At 32.8% G+C, this 16,654-nt stretch carries 15 protein-coding genes; 8 read left to right on the top strand and 7 right to left on the bottom strand.

Annotation, left to right across the window (positions count from 1 at the left end; all coding sequences use genetic code 11):
- The first annotated feature begins 71 nt into the window (after positions 1–71).
- The 6 genes from QM746_RS07530 (at position 72) to QM746_RS07555 (ending at position 7,384) form a co-directional block, all read left to right on the top strand.
- Entirely contained in the window at positions 72–1,115 is a 1,044-nt protein-coding gene (locus tag QM746_RS07530) for a PfkB family carbohydrate kinase (RefSeq protein WP_414983651.1), read from the top strand.
- A 341-nt stretch (positions 1,116–1,456) separates the two neighbouring features.
- Positions 1,457–1,906 carry a YhcH/YjgK/YiaL family protein gene (locus QM746_RS07535; protein WP_414983652.1) on the top strand — a complete coding sequence of 150 codons (450 nt, stop codon included), beginning with the start codon at positions 1,457–1,459 and terminating at the stop codon, positions 1,904–1,906.
- A 96-nt stretch (positions 1,907–2,002) separates the two neighbouring features.
- On the top strand, positions 2,003–2,665 hold the full coding sequence (locus tag QM746_RS07540; RefSeq protein ID WP_414983653.1) for a bifunctional 4-hydroxy-2-oxoglutarate aldolase/2-dehydro-3-deoxy-phosphogluconate aldolase: 663 nt from the start codon (positions 2,003–2,005) through the stop codon (positions 2,663–2,665).
- Between the two features lie 25 nt (positions 2,666–2,690).
- Entirely contained in the window at positions 2,691–4,217 is a 1,527-nt protein-coding gene (locus QM746_RS07545) for an MFS transporter (RefSeq protein WP_414983654.1), read from the top strand.
- Positions 4,218–4,229: 12 nt separating this feature from the next.
- Entirely contained in the window at positions 4,230–5,678 is a 1,449-nt protein-coding gene (locus QM746_RS07550) for a tagaturonate reductase (protein ID WP_414983655.1), read from the top strand.
- Positions 5,679–5,770: 92 nt separating this feature from the next.
- The gene (locus tag QM746_RS07555; RefSeq protein WP_414983656.1) at positions 5,771–7,384 is read left to right on the top strand and encodes a UxaA family hydrolase; all 1,614 of its coding nucleotides are present in this window, start codon (positions 5,771–5,773) and stop codon (positions 7,382–7,384) included.
- 241 nt (positions 7,385–7,625) lie between these two features.
- Here the strand turns inward: QM746_RS07555 and QM746_RS07560 are convergent, their stop codons facing one another.
- From QM746_RS07560 to QM746_RS07570, 3 genes are read right to left on the bottom strand one after another with little or no spacing between them, the layout of a single operon-like run.
- Positions 7,626–8,006: a hypothetical protein gene (locus QM746_RS07560; protein WP_414983657.1), complete on the bottom strand. Its 381-nt coding sequence runs from the start codon at positions 8,004–8,006 to the stop codon at positions 7,626–7,628.
- A 16-nt stretch (positions 8,007–8,022) separates the two neighbouring features.
- On the bottom strand, positions 8,023–10,224 hold the full coding sequence (locus QM746_RS07565) for a M20/M25/M40 family metallo-hydrolase (RefSeq protein WP_414983658.1): 2,202 nt from the start codon (positions 10,222–10,224) through the stop codon (positions 8,023–8,025).
- A gap of 12 nt (positions 10,225–10,236) precedes the next feature.
- Positions 10,237–12,813, bottom strand: coding sequence for a BamA/TamA family outer membrane protein (locus tag QM746_RS07570; RefSeq protein WP_414983659.1), 2,577 nt, complete (start codon positions 12,811–12,813; stop codon positions 10,237–10,239).
- On the opposite strand from QM746_RS07570, the gene QM746_RS07575 reads away from it, so the two are divergent.
- Both QM746_RS07575 and QM746_RS07580 read left to right on the top strand, forming a co-directional pair.
- Complete coding sequence (locus QM746_RS07575; RefSeq protein WP_414983660.1) at positions 12,799–13,527, top strand: RNA methyltransferase; 729 nt, start codon at positions 12,799–12,801, stop codon at positions 13,525–13,527. The two genes, QM746_RS07570 and QM746_RS07575, sit on opposite strands and share 15 nt — an antisense overlap.
- A 77-nt stretch (positions 13,528–13,604) precedes the next feature.
- Positions 13,605–14,534 (top strand): diacylglycerol/lipid kinase family protein, encoded by a 930-nt coding sequence (locus QM746_RS07580; protein WP_414983661.1) that lies wholly within the window; start codon positions 13,605–13,607, stop codon positions 14,532–14,534.
- 1 nt (position 14,535) lies between these two features.
- On the opposite strand, the gene QM746_RS07585 is transcribed toward QM746_RS07580, so the two are convergent.
- The 4 genes from QM746_RS07585 to QM746_RS07600 all read right to left on the bottom strand — a co-directional run bounded on the left by QM746_RS07585 (position 14,536) and on the right by QM746_RS07600 (position 16,618).
- Positions 14,536–15,360, bottom strand: coding sequence for a mechanosensitive ion channel family protein (locus QM746_RS07585; RefSeq protein ID WP_414983662.1), 825 nt, complete (start codon positions 15,358–15,360; stop codon positions 14,536–14,538).
- Between the two features lie 3 nt (positions 15,361–15,363).
- Positions 15,364–15,867 (bottom strand): phosphoribosyl-ATP pyrophosphatase, encoded by a 504-nt coding sequence (locus QM746_RS07590; protein WP_374360228.1) that lies wholly within the window; start codon positions 15,865–15,867, stop codon positions 15,364–15,366.
- 11 nt (positions 15,868–15,878) lie between these two features.
- Entirely contained in the window at positions 15,879–16,190 is a 312-nt protein-coding gene (locus tag QM746_RS07595; protein ID WP_374360226.1) for a phage holin family protein, read from the bottom strand.
- A gap of 83 nt (positions 16,191–16,273) precedes the next feature.
- A complete protein-coding gene (locus QM746_RS07600) occupies positions 16,274–16,618 on the bottom strand; it encodes a YtxH domain-containing protein (protein ID WP_374360224.1) in 345 nt (114 codons plus the stop codon).
- Positions 16,619–16,654: the final 36 nt, after the last annotated feature.

A 16,654-nucleotide genomic window follows, 5' to 3' on the forward strand; every position in this document is an offset into this window, starting at 1 on the left:
TCTAAAGCAAAATAAAAATAATTAAAACAATAGCCTAAAGCCTAAAGCAAAATAAAAAAAGCAAAAAAGATATGAAAAAACGAGTAGTAACGTTTGGCGAGATAATGCTGAGATTAGCACCGCAGGGATTTTTAAGATTTTCGCAAGCAGATAATTTTGATGTAGTTTACGGAGGCGGAGAATCCAATGTAGCCGTATCATTAGCCAATTTTGGTATTTCTGTAGATTTTGTAACACGATTACCAAAAAATGATATCGGACAATGTGCGATGATGGAAATGCGCAAAAGAGGCGTAGGAGTAGAAAATATCGTTTGGGGAGGCGATCGTTTAGGGATTTATTTTTTAGAAACCGGAGCCGTGAGCAGAGGCAGTAAAGTAGTTTACGATAGAGCACATTCATCAATGTCAGAAATCCAACCAGGAATGGTAGATTGGGAAACAGTTTTCGAAGGCGTAGAATGGTTCCATTGGACAGGTATAACTCCTGCCATTTCACAAAGTTCAGCAGATGTGTGTTTAGAAGCCGTAAAAGTAGCGAGTAAATTAGGAATTACCATTTCTACAGATTTAAATTATCGAGCAAAACTTTGGAAATACGGAGGCGACAGAGAAGCCATCATGACAGAACTTACCTCATATTGTGATATTATTTTAGGAAACGAAGAAGATGCCGAAATGCACTTTGGGATAAAACCAGAAGGAGCCGCTGTTCAAACTCATGGACATGATGTAAAAGCAGAAGCATTCCTATCTGTTTGCCAACAAATGATGGCTAAATTTCCAAGAGCAAAAAAAGTAATTACCACACTTAGAGGTTCTATCTCAGCATCTCATAATACATGGGCAGGCGTTTTGTATGATGGAAAAGAAATGCTTCAAACTCGCCAATATCAAATCACCGATATTGTAGATAGAGTAGGAGGAGGCGATTCTTTTATGGGAGGACTTATCTACGGATTGTTAACCTATCCAGATGATAATCAAAGAGCTTTAGACTTTGCAGTAGCCGCTTCATGTTTAAAACATACGATAAAAGGCGATGCTAACTTGGTAACCGTGGACGAAGTAACCAAATTAATGGGTGGTGATGCTTCTGGTAGAGTAGTGAGATAGACACAGGTAAAGTATAAGGTACAAACTACAAAGTACAAAACTACAAAGTACAATATAGATATAAAATCACATGTTTTCAACAATCTACAAATAAATTCTGATTTACATTATTGACCTATTCTTTTTAAATAATAGTTATTGGAATTAAATTTTAGAAATAAGAAAGCTACGAAGTAGCACCATCAATAGCATTGGGTAAAACTCAATGAAAATTAAAATTAACAAAGGTAATAGCCCTGCAAGGGCAAAATCAATTGAAATAAATAACGGATTAAAATTATTGTTAATCAATATTTTATAGTTTTCAATAAGAAACATAAGTCAAAAAAAATAAAATCATTATGATTGTAGATACTATAAATAATGCTTCACTTTACACTGGTTTGCATCCGCTTTTTGCTAAAGCATTTGAATATCTAAAAGACAACGATTTAAGTAAATTAGAAGATGGGACAACAGAAATAGAACCTGGTCTCAAAGCAATTGTAAGTACTAAAAAGGGGAAAACACCAGAAGAAAGTTTGACAAAATTCGAATGTCATGATAAAAATATAGACATCCAAGTTTGCATCAAAGGAGTAGAAAATATAGGATGGAAGCCCAGAGAAAAGTGTAAAACCATAAACGGAGATTACAATGCAGAGAAAGATGTTCAATTTTATCATGAAATACCAGATATGTATTTTCAGTTAACAGACCATCAGTTTGTAATTTTTTATCCTACAGATGTTCACGCACCAATGATAGGAAATGATGTGATAAAAAAAATAGTGTTTAAAGTGAAAATTTAATTGAAAAGTCGGAAGCTGAAGGTCAGAGGTCAGAAGATTTAAAATCAGTATTCTGGGCTCTCGGTTCTTGAATCTCGACTCTTATAAAAAAAAAAAATGAACAATTCACAAAAAGTTTCAGAAGCAATAGTAAAGCAAGGGATTTTGCCTTTGTATTTCAATGCAGACGAAATAGTAACCATAGACATCTTAAGAAGCATCTATAAAGCTGGTATTAGAGCTGTAGAATATACCAACCGAGGCGAAGCAGCGTTAAAAAATTTTTCCAAAATGGTAGAAATTCGTAATGCCGAGATGCCAGATTTACTTTTGGGAGTAGGTACTATTAAAAACCTTCAAAGTGCAAAAGATTTTGAATCTGCAGGAGCCGATTTTTATATCAGTCCGGGATTTGTACCAGAAGTAGCATCCTATTTAATTGCAAAAGATTTGTTTTATAGCCCAGGATGTATGACACCTACAGAAATTATAACCGCCGAAAATGCAGGAGTTATATTTATCAAACTTTTCCCAGGAAATATGCTAAAGCCCGATTTTTTAAGTGGTATAAAAGATATTTTTCCAAATTTAAGATTTATGCCCACAGGAGGAGTAGATACCACTAAAGAAAGTATAGAAAGTTGGTATAATGCAGGCGTTTCCGCAGTAGGAATGGGAAGCAAACTCATCAGCAAAAAACTAATGGCAGATAAAGATTATGCTACCATAGAATTAGAAACTAAAAAAGTATTAGATGTAATAGCAACGATAAAGAAATAATAACCACTAAAATTACCCACCAATAATGTCACCAACACCAAATCACAAACCCACAAATTTTAGATGGACAATAGTAGGATTGCTATTTTTCGCTACCACAGTTAATTATTTAGACAGGCAAGTGCTGTCTCTTACGTGGAAAGATTTTATAAGCCCCGAATTTCATTGGACGAATAATGACTATGGAAATATCACCGCCTTATTTTCGATATTTTATGCAATAAGTATGTTATTTGCGGGTAAATTCGTAGATTGGATGGATACCAAAAAAGGATTTTTATGGGCAATAGGAATATGGTCTTTAGGAGCAGTTTTACATGCCTTTTGCGGAATTGTAACCTCAGGAATTCTTACAGGAAACTGGTTTGTAGGATTTGAATTAGCAAAAGAGAATATAGCCAAGGTTCAAGATATTTCAAAAATCATTAATGTAAGCGTTACATTATTTGTATTTGCCCGATTGGTTTTGGCTATTGGAGAAGCAGGCAACTTTCCTGCAGCCATAAAAACTACAGCCGAATATTTTCCTAAGAAAGATAGGGCTTTGGCTACAAGTATTTTCAATGCAGGGGCAACAGTAGGCGCATTAGTAGCACCACTTAGTATTCCGTTTATAGCCAAAGCGATGGGCTGGGAAATGGCATTTATCATTATTGGAGCATTAGGTTTTGTATGGATGGGACTTTGGGTATTTTATTACAAGAAGCCACAATTGCATCCAAAAGTTAATCAACTAGAGTTAGATTATATTCATCAAGATGCAGAAGATTGTCCAAGAGAAACATCTCCAGATTTAGCAAAGAAATTTACATTAAAAGAATGTTTTGGATACAAGCAAACTTTGGCATTTGCATTTGGGAAATTTATGACCGATGGCGTTTGGTGGTTTTATCTTTTTTGGACACCAGCCTATTTAAGTTCTGTTTATAAAATGGATAGTACCCAAAGTGCTTTACCGCTGTTTGTGCTATACATTATTACCTTATTGTCAATTATTGGTGGTTGGTTACCTTCATTTTTTGTAGATAAAAAAGGCATGAACCCTTATTCGGGACGCATGCGAGCGATGCTTATTTTTGCATTTTTCCCACTATTAGCATTACTAGCACAGCCAGGAGGAAAAATTAGCTATTGGATTCCGGTAATTATCATAGGTATTGCAGGAGCAGCACATCAGGCTTGGTCTGCCAATATTTTTTCAACCGTAGGAGATATGTTCCCGAAAAGAGCCATCGCCACCATTACAGGAATTGGAGGTTTGGCAGGAGGTATAGGCTCTACTTTGATCAATAAAAGTTCTGGAGTGCTTTTTGATTATGCTCATAAAAATTGGACTACAGTAGATGGAATTCCTTTGTTAGAGAAATTTCCAAAATATACAACAGAACGTATCCCAGATGATTTTTTCAAGCAGTTAGAAACGTCAGGAGCACTAATTTCAGATGGGATAGAAAAAGGATATTTAATTGTTTTTTCGGTTTGTGCTGTAGCTTATCTCATTGCTTGGTTTGTGATGAAAGCTTTGGTGCCAAACTACAAAATCATAAAATAAAAAATTATAGAAATGGAAACAGATACAAAACAACTATTAAATAGAAAATTAGTTGGAAAAGAAATTAAAAAACCTATCAAAGTTCTTCAGTTTGGAGAAGGCAATTTCCTTAGAGCATTTGTTGATTATGCTTTTTACAGGCTCAATAAAGAATTAGATTTTAATGCAGGAGTTGCCATAGTACAGCCATTAGAAGGTGGTATGGTAGATATGATTGAAAAGCAAGACGGTCTCTACACTCTTTTTCTTAACGGAATTAAAAATGGAGAACCAGCACAAGATATTTATCTAATTGATGACATTGTAAAAACCGTAAATCCTTACAAAGATTTTCAGGATTATCTCGATATTGCCAAAGTAGATACCTTGGAATTTGTAATCTCTAATACCACAGAAGCTGGTATTGAATTTATTGATTCTGACACTCCAGAGATGAAGCCTCCAAAATCGTATCCAGCAAAATTAGCAGTTTTCTTGCTCGAAAGATACAAATATTTCAAAGGAGATAATTCTAAAGGATTAACGATAATCCCTTGCGAATTAATTAATTATAATGCAGATACTCTAAAAAAAGTATTATTGCAATATGCAGACTTTTGGAATATAGAAACAGGTTTTGTCAATTGGTTAAATGAAGCTTGTTCTTTTCATAATACTCTGGTTGATAGAATTGTACCAGGGTATCCTAGAAACGAAATAGAACAATACAACAGCAAAATAGACTATCAAGACAATATTTTGGTAACCGCAGAACCTTTCTTCCTCTGGGTAATTGAAGGCGATGAAAAACTGAAAGCTAAACTTCCTTTTGGTAAAATAGACCTCGATGTAAAGATTGTAAAAGATATGCAACCGTATAGATCCAGAAAGGTAAGAATCCTAAACGGAGCGCACACAGCTATGGTTCCAATGTCTATAATGTTCGGAAACGAAACTGTAAGAGAAACTTTAGAAAACAATTTTACCAAAGATTTTGTAACCAATGTAATTTTTGACGAAATTAATCCAGTTTTAGAATTGAATGAAGAAGAGAAAAAACATTTTGCTGATGCTGTTTTAGACCGTTTCAGAAATCCTTTTATTAGACACTTGCTTTCGGATATAGCCCTTAATTCTATCTCTAAATTTAAAGTAAGAGTGCTTCCAACAATGCTAGAATATGTGAAGATAAATCATAAATTACCACAGAATATTACTTTTTCTTTGGCTTGTCTTATTCGTTTTTATGGTAAAGAATGGAACGGAAAACAACTTCCAGTAAAAGATTCTCAAGATGTTACCGATTTCTTTGCAGACGTTTGGAAATCTAATGATACAGATGTTGTTGTGAACAAAGTTTTGTCTCATGTTGAGTTCTGGGGAGAAGATTTAACTAAAATAGAAGGATTAAATTCAGCAGTTACTAAAGCCATCATTGCAGTTGATTCCAAAGGAATTGAAGAAGGCTATAAAATTTTGTAAATCAATGATTTATAAGATGATAAGTGGCGAAATAATATAAAATCGGATAAAATTCGACGAATAAAAATGAATTTCATATAATTTTTGAGATTATGCAAAAAAAAGTATTAAAAGTAAACCCAAAAGATAACATTATTGTTGCATTGATGGATTTACATGCTGGAGAAATAGTGCATCTTGACGGTGCAGACTATACGGTTCTGAAAGATACGAAAGCAAAACATAAATTCGCGGCAGAAGATTTTGCGGTTGGCGACCATATCATTATGTATGGCGTAATCGTTGGAAAAGCGAATCACCCTATCCAAAAAGGCGAAGTTATCACGACTGAAAACGTAAAACACGAGAGCGAAGAAGTTTTCAAAAAAACAGGAAATCTTGGTTGGACGCCGCCAAATGTAGATAAATGGAAAGATAAAACCTTCAACGGTTATCATCGTGCAGACGGGCAAGTAGGTACTAAAAACGTCTGGTTATTTTTTCCTTTGGTATTTTGTGAAAATAAGAATATAGAGAAACTAAAAGATATTTTCGAAAACGAATTGTTACCGAAAAAAGAAGTTTCTTATAAGAATTTCCTTCGCTCTTTGATTGAAGAAAAAAGCGTGGAAGAAGTTGAAGATAAATCCAGAAACGAAAATCTTTTGGATAATATTGAGGTCAAATTTATCAATCATCAAGGTGGTTGTGGCGGTATTAGACAAGATTCGGAACTATTGGCAAAATTACTTGCGGGCTATGTTAACAATCCTAATGTGGCAGGTGCTACAGTTTTGAGCCTTGGATGTCAGAATCTTCAAGTGGATATTTTTCAAAATGCTTTGAAGGAAATTAATCCGAATAGCGATAAAGAAATTTTAATATTTGAACAGCAAAAAATTGGTACTACAGACCAGATGTTCCAGATGGTTATCAAAGATTCTTTTGAAGCGATAAAGAGAGCCAACAAAATAGAACGAAAACCGGCTCCTATTTCTAAACTTAGCATTGGTTTAGAATGTGGTGGTTCAGATGGTTTTTCGGGTATTTCTGCCAATCCAGCTTTAGGAGTGGTTTCAGATATTTTTGCGGCGTTGGGAGGAAAAACAATTTTAGCAGAATTTCCTGAATTGTGCGGTGTAGAGCAAGAATTAATGAACCGATGCGTGGATGATGAAAAAGCAGATAAGTTTTTATCCTTGATGAGAGCTTTTGAAAAATCGGTGGTAGATGCAGGCTCTGGATTTGATATGAATCCTTCTCCAGGAAACATCAAAGACGGCTTGATTACCGATGCAATGAAATCTGCTGGAGCGTCTAAAAAAGGAGGAACTGCTCCAATTGTAGATGTATTGGATTACGGCGAATATATTTCGAAACCAGGTTTGAATTTATTGAACACACCCGGAAACGACGCCGAATGTACAACTGGATTAGTTGGGGCTGGTGCAACTGTAGTTTTGTTTACAACAGGTTTAGGAAATCCTATGGGAAATCCAATTGCTCCAGTGGTGAAAATCTCTTCCAATACCACTACCAAAGAAAGAATGTCAGACATTATTGATGTGAATGCAGGAACCGTAATTACTGGTGAGAGGAGCATCCAAGAAGTGGGCGAAGAAATCGTGGATTATATTATTGAATTGGCAAGCGGAAACGTAGAAACAAAAGCAGATCAACTGAAACAGGATGTTTTTATCCCTTGGAAACGTGGAGTTTCTTTATAAATAGTTTGAAATAGCTTATAAAAAGTATTTGAATTTTAGTTTTGATTAAAATTTCTTTTTGGGATTATAAATTGTAGTAGTCATATTTTTTGTTTTTATTGATACGTTTATAAAACCGTATAATTTGGAATTTAAGAAGAGGCTGTTCTCAAAAGGGCAGTCTTTTTTATCTTATGTTTCAAGTGGAGAGTTAAAAATTATTTAAAAAAATAGAAATACTTTGTAATGAAAGAATGTTTTTTTATAATTTTTCCCCAACTTTTGAGTATGATCCGTAAAACATTGTTGCAGTACAAATAATTATACCAAGTACTGCGTCAATTTGTGCAATATTTATTCCCCATTTTTTTTCAAACCATAAGCCATAAGATACCATACCTTTTAAAATAAATAACAAGATTATAGAAATTCCTGCAATAGACTTAGGGTTTGTAGTGCTTATTCCATAAATAGATAAATCAATATTATCTGAAAAAGGAGCGAAAAGAAGTAGCAAAATTCCTATTCCGCCAAAGATAAAGAAAATCCAAATAAATACTTTAATCCAAATCGGTAATAGTTTTCTTCTTTGGTTTTTGGTGTTTACATAATCAAATTCTTCAAATTGTGATACTTCTTCCATGGTTATTATTTTTAATTTAAAATTTTACTTTAAAAATCTTTTTTTCTCCGTTTCTAATTATGGTAACGTCTCTTTCGTCTCCAGCATTTAGTTTTGCAAGGCATTCCATATAAGAGTAAACTTCTGTAATTTTACAATCTCCTATTTGAGTTAAAATGTCGCCAGATTCAATTCCTGCAATGGCAGCTGGTCTTCCTTCTGTAACACCATCAATGTGGAGTCCGTCTTTTGTATCGGCATAACTTGGCATAATTCCTAGTGTTACTTTGTATTTTGGAGCAGATTTAGTAGCTGTAGTTTTTGTTTTGGTGAAAGGAATTTCAGGTTTTAAGCTCAGTTCATTTGCAATTCCGAAAACATAATTGGTAATTGTTTTTACGCCTTCAAAATTTATTTTTTCGGTATCATCACTTGGTTTGTGGTAATCTTCGTGAGTTCCTGTAAAGAAAAATAGTACAGGGATGTCTTTTAGGTAAAAGCTGGTATGGTCGCTTGGTCCAGTTCCAGATTCATCTAAAGCGAGGTTGTAACCTGCTGGTTTGTACTTTTCTATAATTTCTTTAAAAATGGGGCTACTTCCTATTCCGCCAACATTCAAAACTTTATCATGATTTAGCCTTCCTATCATGTCCATGTTTATCATTGCTACTACATTTGGGAATTTGTTTTTAACATCTTCAGCAAATTTTTTAGAACCAATAAGTCCGTCTTCTTCTGCTGAGAAAAGCGCAAAAACATAGTTTACGGTTTCTTTGGTTTTATTTTGAGAAAAAATTCTCGCCAATTCCATTACGGCAGCAACTCCAGATGCATTATCATCTGCACCATTGTGAATTTGACCATCCGAATTCATCAAAGTAGAGTGGTGGTGTTCATTTAACCCTAAATGGTCGTAATGCGCTCCAATAATGATGGTTTTAGAGGCTTTGTTGTCCAAAAATCCAATAACATTTGTTCCTTTGCATGGTGTAGAAGAATTATCATCATGAGGATTTAATTTCACAGAATAATCAAATGGTTGAAGTTCTGTTTTTAAACCTAATTTATTGAAATTTTTCACAATGTAACCTGAGGCTTTTTTTTCTCCATCACTACCCGCTAATCTTCCTTTTAAATCATCTGAAGCTAAAAAAGAAAGGTTAGATTTTAAATTTTCTTCGTTTATATTTTCAGAGGGTTCATCATCTACCCAATCTGCGATAAAAACGTTGGTTTCTCTTGGCTTAGATTGATTTCTATTGCTGCTGAAAACTAATTTTTTGCCATCTTTAGAAAACATTGGGAAAGCATTGAATTCGCTAGCATAAGTAATTTGTTTTAAATTTTTACCATCTAAATCAATTGTATATAGTTGAAAATCATAACCTCTAGTTGAATGGTGATTGCTAGAAAAAATAATTTTCTTGTCATTTGGAGTAAAATATGGAGCCCAATTGGCCTTGCCAAGATGTGTAATTTGTTTTAAATCTGTTCCATCAGCATTGATGGTGTAGATTTCCATATTGGTAGGTGCTACAAGATTTTGAGCGAGATAATCTTTGTATTCTTTTATTTCTTCATCGGTTTTTGGTCTGGATGCTCGAAATACAATTTTCTTAGAATCGTGAGAGAAAAATGCACCGCCGTCATAACCTAAACCTGAGGTTAGTTGCTTCAAATTTTCACCATTAATATCCATTGTCCAAAGCTCTAAATCTCCACTTCTTGTAGATGTGAATACTATCTTTTTGCCATCTGGCGAAACTACAGCTTCAGCATCATATCCTGGAGAATTGGTAAGTTTTTTGGTAATTTTACCATTCAAATCTGCTACATAGATATCAAAATCCGAATAAATAGCCCAAAGATATTTTCCACTTTTCGAAATTGGAGGAGGAGGACAAGCCGATGAGCCTTCGTGTGTAGAAGCATATAAAACATGTTTGTTATCTGACATGAAGAAAGAGCAAGTGGTTTTTCCTTTTCCTGTGGAAATCATCTTTAGATTTGCAGATTTTTTATAAATATCTTTAGATAAATCATATAAAAAAATTTGGTCACATTCTGTTCCCAAATCTTTATTTGTAACCTGCATGGTTAAGAATTTGCCATCTGGCGAAAAATATGCTTCAGCATTATCTCCGCCATCTGTAAGCATGGTTATGTTTTTAAGATTTTTTTCTTGTGAAAATAATATTGCACTACTTAATATTGTGAAAATGATATATTTATTCTTCATAAAGTAAAATATTTAGAAAGGATAACCTATAGAGAAATTGACTGCTGGTTTGAAGAGTTGAATCTTATCAGCAACCCATCTTTCGCCTTGTATGTTGTTTGGATCGTAGATTTTATAAGCTAAATCTAATCTTACGGTAATATAAGCAACATGGATTCTTAGCCCGAAACCACTACCTAATCCCATTTGAGAAATAAATTTTTTAAATTTGAATTCGTCTCCAATTCCAGTGTCTTTTAAGCTCCAAATATTTCCGGCATCTGTAAATAATGCACCTTCAAACATATCGTTTATTGGGAATCTGTACTCAATATTAGTAGTTAATTTCACATTTCCCATCATGTAAGCTCTTACTTTTTTATCAACTTGTGTATCTGCTGGTCCTAATCCTCCGAAGGCAATCCATGCTCTTACATCGTTGCTTCCACCACTAAAGTAAGACCTTACAAATGGCATGCTAGAAGAATTTCCGTAAGGAATTCCTAATCCGAAAACTTGTCTTACAATGAACTGACTTTTGTTGTTGAATGTAAAATATTTCCTAACATCTACGTCAAATTTTACAAATTGAGAAATAGGGATTCCGAAAATCTGTCGGCTATTTACACTAATGTTATTAGAGGTTTCGTATTTTTTACTTAATAAACCTAAAGCATTACCCGCAAGTTCTACTTTTCCATCGAAATAGAATGGGTTTTTAAAGCCTTTTTTTCCTATTTCGTTATAAGTGAAATTATAAATTAATGAGTTGATAATTACATTCTGTGTAATTCTTTCTTTTTTGTAGAGAACTTGTAAGAAGTTGATGTATAATTGAGAGTCTTGTCCTGTGCTAATGGTATTTATGAAGTCTGTGTCTGCGGTAATTAAGTTAGATACATCATCTTTAGTAAGAGTGCCGTTTCCGTTATCGTACATTGAACCAACTGCAGGGTTGTAAACAAAATATTTTTGAAAAATTTCGTCTCTTAAATTATCATCCGCAGGGAAATAATCGTAGTAAGCACTTTTGTTTTTGGTAATACTTAATTGGGTATTGAATACAGATAATTTGTGAGTAACTCTATCATTTACATTTACATAGTAATTTAATCCGGCATTAAAAAGCCTTCTGTCCATGCCAATGTTATTTTGTGCCGAAACACCTAGATTTATAGAAGAAACTGGCGAATATTTATTTGGAATAAATTTTTCTGTTTTGAAAGGGAGTAATAATCTTGGGAAATTTAAACCTAATTGCGCCGAAAATTCCGAAGCATTAAGAAAAGCATCAGGATTTTTTTGGGTATAAACAGTTCCGAAAGTTCCCGAAACGCTTGCAGTAAGGTTTTCTGCTCCTCTAAAAATATTTCTGGCAGTTAATTCTGCAGATGGAGAAAAACCAAAGTTTAAAATTTGAGAATAATGTAAATCTAAAGCACCTTTTATGCTATATGTAGGCAAAGGAATTAGTCTATATTTTACATTAATAACAGTGTCATTAGGATTTACAACTTCTCTGTAATCTGCAATAGAAAAGTTGTTGGTAGCAATAATGTTTCTCTTGGTAAGGTCTAGATTTTTTTGATTGTATATTTCTCCTTTTTTTATGGTAATAGGTCTCCAAAGAGTTTTTACTTTGAATTGTTTGTCTATTCTTTTAATGTTGATGCCTCTGTATTCTCTTTCTAGCGTAGTTTTATCTGTAATTTTGTTTACATATTCCACATCAATATCACCAATTGTATATTTTTTGTAAGGCGTGTTAGCAGAATCTTTTAGAATTTGCATGGTAAGCGGAACTTGCTTTCTACTGGTTAAAGTATCAGCAGTAAAATAAATTTCTCCACCATCTCTGTTGAAGGTGTAGAAACCGTTCTCTTGCATAAGGTCTGTAATTCTTTTTACTTCGTTTTCTAGATATACCTGATTTAGGATTTCTCCAGATTTTATATTACTTTCCTTTAAATTTCCTTCGTAGATACTCTTTATGTTTTCATAAGGAATTTTATAGGTGAAATCTTTAATAAAAGTAGGGTCTTTATAAGTGATTTTATAGTTTGCCTGAGCTTTTTTTGTGGCAGAATCTTTCTTGGTAGAATAATCTACATTAGAATCCCAATATCCTCTGTAAACCAAAAATTGTCTTATTTTTTCGGCGCTGTTGGCAGTTTTTCCTTCGTCTAAAATTACAGGAGGTTTTCCTAAAGTGTGATACAATCTGCTCCAGAAAATACTTTCGCCCACCAATTCAGGATGGTTATATTTTCTAAAAAGAGAATCCCTAAGTTTCTGAGTTCTCATATTGCTAGGAAACGTCATATATTCCGATACAATAGTGTCGTATTTCGGGTTTGCAAGATTGTACATCCAAAGACCTGTTGGGAAAAAAAATAGGTTTTTCTTATTAGGTTTTTGGTTTACATAATTAGGAATTTCGTCTTTATATTTATTATTGTCTAAATAATCAAAATGATTTTTTGTAAGCAAATACTTGCCTTCTGGTACCTTTTTGGTAGAATTGCAGGCATACAAAGCTAATAGCAAAATTGCGAAAGAAAAAAATATGTGGTATTTTTGAAAATATTTCAGAAAATGCTTACTGCTCATAAAATAAAAGTTTTTCAATCTTTAGATAAAAAGAAGTTCAGACAAAAATACAATTTGTTTTTGGTTGAAGGTAATAAAATCATCTCAGAACTCAAAAATTCTCCGTATAAAATTAAAGAAATTTTCAGTGTTGAACCTTCAGAATTGTCTTTTCTAAAATCTGAAACTCATCTTATTACAGAACGAGATTTAAAGAAAATTAGTTTTTTGCAAACTCCAAAAGATTCTGTAGCGGTGGTAGAAATACCAGAAACTAAGTTTTTACAGCATCCAAAAATTCAAATTATCTTAGACGGAATACAAGATCCAGGTAATCTGGGCACTATTATTAGGCTTTGCGATTGGTTTGGAATAGAGCAAATTATTTGCAGCCAAGATACTGTAGATTTGTACAATCCGAAAGTAATACAATCTACCAAAGGCTCTTTTACCAGAGTAAATGTTTTTTATACAGATTTAGAAGAATTTTTGCAGAAATCTGATGTTCCTAACATCGGTACAGATATGACGGGAGAAAATCTTTATCAATACCATTTTCCAGAGAAATTTAATCTTATTTTAGGAAACGAAGGAAAAGGAATGCGCCCAAATGTAGAAAAATTGGTTTCTCAAAACATTACCATTCCTCGTTTTGGAAATAATAAATCTACAGAAAGCCTCAATGTTTCTATGGCTACAGGAATTATTTTGGGGCAGATTTTTTCTAAATTTTAAATCGAATGATTTCAGAATAAGAAAATTATTATCTTTAGAGGCTTATCTAAATTTGTAACCTCCAAAAATAGTTTTCGATGCAGGAAATTGCTTTTTTTATCAATCCAAAAATCCGAAATTTTAGAAAAATTGAAATAGAATTGCAACATCATTTCATAGATTTTGATTATAAATTTTTTATTTCAGAATACCATGGTCATCTGCTTTCTCTTCCTCAAAAAGCCATTTCAGAAGGTTATAATTGTATGATTGCTGTTGGCGGAGATGGTACACTAAACGAAGTAGTTAACGGTGCAATTAATGCTTTTAATAATTTTGGAATTATAGATTGGGAAAAAATTTCAGACATTAAAATAGGCGTTTTTCCAGCTGGTAGTGGTAATGATTTTGTAAGAAATATTTATGATTCTAAAATTACAACACTCAAAAATCTTATTCAAAATAATAAATCTGAACCAATTGATGTAGGTTTTGCCAAATTTTCTGATGAAAAAGGAATTATTACCGAAAGATTTTTTATGAATATTGCAGATGTAGGAATTGGTGGTGAAGTAGTTATAAATAAAGAAAAATTGCCTGATTTTTTCTCGGCTAGATTTAATTATCTGGCGTCTATTCTTTATGTGATGGTTACTTATAGAAAAAAATTAGTGAAAGTAAAAACAGATACGTTTTCGTATAAAGGAAAAATTTTAAATTTTGTAATTGCCAACGGAAAATATTTTGGCAATGCCATAGGAATTGCACCACATGCTGAGATAAATGATGGTAAATTTTCTATTACCAACATAGGAAATGTAAGTTTACTAGATTATTTCTTAAACATAAGAGCTGCTAAAAAATGTGAAAAAATTAGTCATCCGCAAGTTACATATTCAGACGCGAATGAAGTTTATATTGAAAGTGTAGACCATAGAAAAATAACTATTGATATGGACGGAGAATTTGTAGGTTTTGCTCCGATTAAACTTATCTGCGAAAAAAACAGAATTAATTTTATTAAATAATTTATACAGTTGCGGGAGGAATTTGGATATTGCTAGATTTAATATAAGCCAGAACTTTTCTCAGTATTTCGGATCTTAAACTACCTCCAGGTGCTGTAACATCTGTGGTTTTGAACCAATAAGAGCATTTAATTTTTACCTTATCATTCTCAAAATCGGAAATAGAAACTGAGGCTTTAGGATTTTTTTCTACTTCTTCAAATCTATTAATAAGTTGTAGAATATCACTCATTATTTTTTCTACATTGTCTTCAATATTCAGCATCAAGATAAAATCACTTCTCAAAAGTTGATGATAAGTATAGTTTTCTAAAGGATTTTTGAGAATGATAGAATTCGGGATAAAAACATCTTTTCCGTCTAAAGTTTGGATGTTGGTTTCTCTTAAAGATAAATCTTTTACTTTGCCTCTAATTTTTTGAACCTCAATTAAATCTCCAATTTTGAAAGGTCTTCTGAATGCCATTAAAATACCAGCAAGAAAATTTTCGCCAATATCTTTTAGTGCAAAACCTACGATAAAAGTTGTGATGGCTGTACCTGCCAAAATTTTATCTGTAATATTGCCAAATCCTAAAATTCCTAAACTTATTGACGCCAAAAAAAGTGTAAGAATAATAGAGATAATATTAACTAAAAATGTAGTAACAATAGAGTCTTTGGCTTTTTCGTGGATGGTTTTTCTGGCATATTTTGAAGTAAGTTTTATTACAAAACCTCCAATTGCTAAAACTAAAAGTGCAAGAATAATTGCTGGGATTTTATGCAAAAAAAGAATCCAAGTGTTTTCTAATTGTTCTACAAATATCTTAATTTCTTCCTCCATTTTTTAGATCACTTTGTTCAGACTTTTAAGGGTTTCTTGTTTTTGATAATCGTCTAATTTTTCTCTTACAAATTTTAAAGCATGTGGTGCCAAATAAATTAAGGCAATGCCAAGAGCTTTTTTCTTCCAATCTGTATGGTTGAGATTTTTCTTAGCATAATTAGTAACAACAGCTGCTGCTCCTAGTTTTAGAGCATTTTCTGCAACGCTCACAAATAAATTTTGAGTATTGATTCCTAGTTTCTCTTCTCCCAATTCGTTAATTTCAGATTTTACAAAATTATCAGAAACTCCACCTGTTACAAAACTAAGAATTTCACCAGCTTTTAAAGAGATTTGATGATTGCCTTCTTGGTCTATTTTATCTGTCAGAAATTGGTCTGTAAGTCCGTTTGTAATTGCACTAAGGCTTTCTTTTGGGTTTTCAAAAGATAATTTTTCTTCAATATCGGCGATGTTTTGCTTTAGCAATTCTTTTCTTTTTTTTAAATCGGATAAATTTTTCATAGTATTCGTTTTTAGTCGTTAAAAAAAGCTTCAATTGCTTTGTTTGTAATGGCATCTTTAATTTGATGTCTGAATAAATACGCCAATATTATCATCAATAAATAGAATCCCGAAAGAATGAAAAATCCAAGAGCATAGCTTTCTATCCATTTTCCAATCATTAGTGCTAAACCAATATTGAGCAAAATAATGAAAAAACTTCCCATTACTGTCATTATCAAAAGCGGAACTGAGACTCCGATAATTTTGAGGGTTTTCTCTGTAGCATCTAGTCTTAGCAGTTCTACGTGATTTTCTATGTAATCTTTCAGTATTTTAATCATGGCTTTCTTAAAATTTGATTTAAAATTACAAAAAAAGGAACTTATACGCTAAGTTCCTTTGTAGGATTTTGTAAAAACTTTATTTATTTTAAAGCATCTAGTTCTGTTTCTACTTCGTGTGCAACTTCAGAAGCTTTGCTAGCCGCTGTAGTTTTGTACTTTTCGAAATTTTCTTTTACGCTAGAAACTACTTTGTCTATATTTTCTTTTGCTTTTTCCGAAAGGCTTCCGTATTCGGTTTTTACTTTTTCTGAAACTTTTTCGTATTCGTCTAAAGCTTGGTCTTTCAAATCTGTTGCTTTAGCTTTCAATTTTTTTCTGGTTTCTTTGCCTTCTTCTGGAGCGAAAAGCACTCCTAATACTAAACCTGCAGCTGCTCCAGCCAAAATTCCTGCTAATACGGCTGCTGTATTTTTTCCTTTTGCCATTTTTATATGATTTTAGTGTTAATATGAACGATTAGT

Origin of the sequence: Cloacibacterium sp., from assembly GCF_047601505.1 — a bacterium.
Lineage (GTDB): Bacteria > Bacteroidota > Bacteroidia > Flavobacteriales > Weeksellaceae > Cloacibacterium.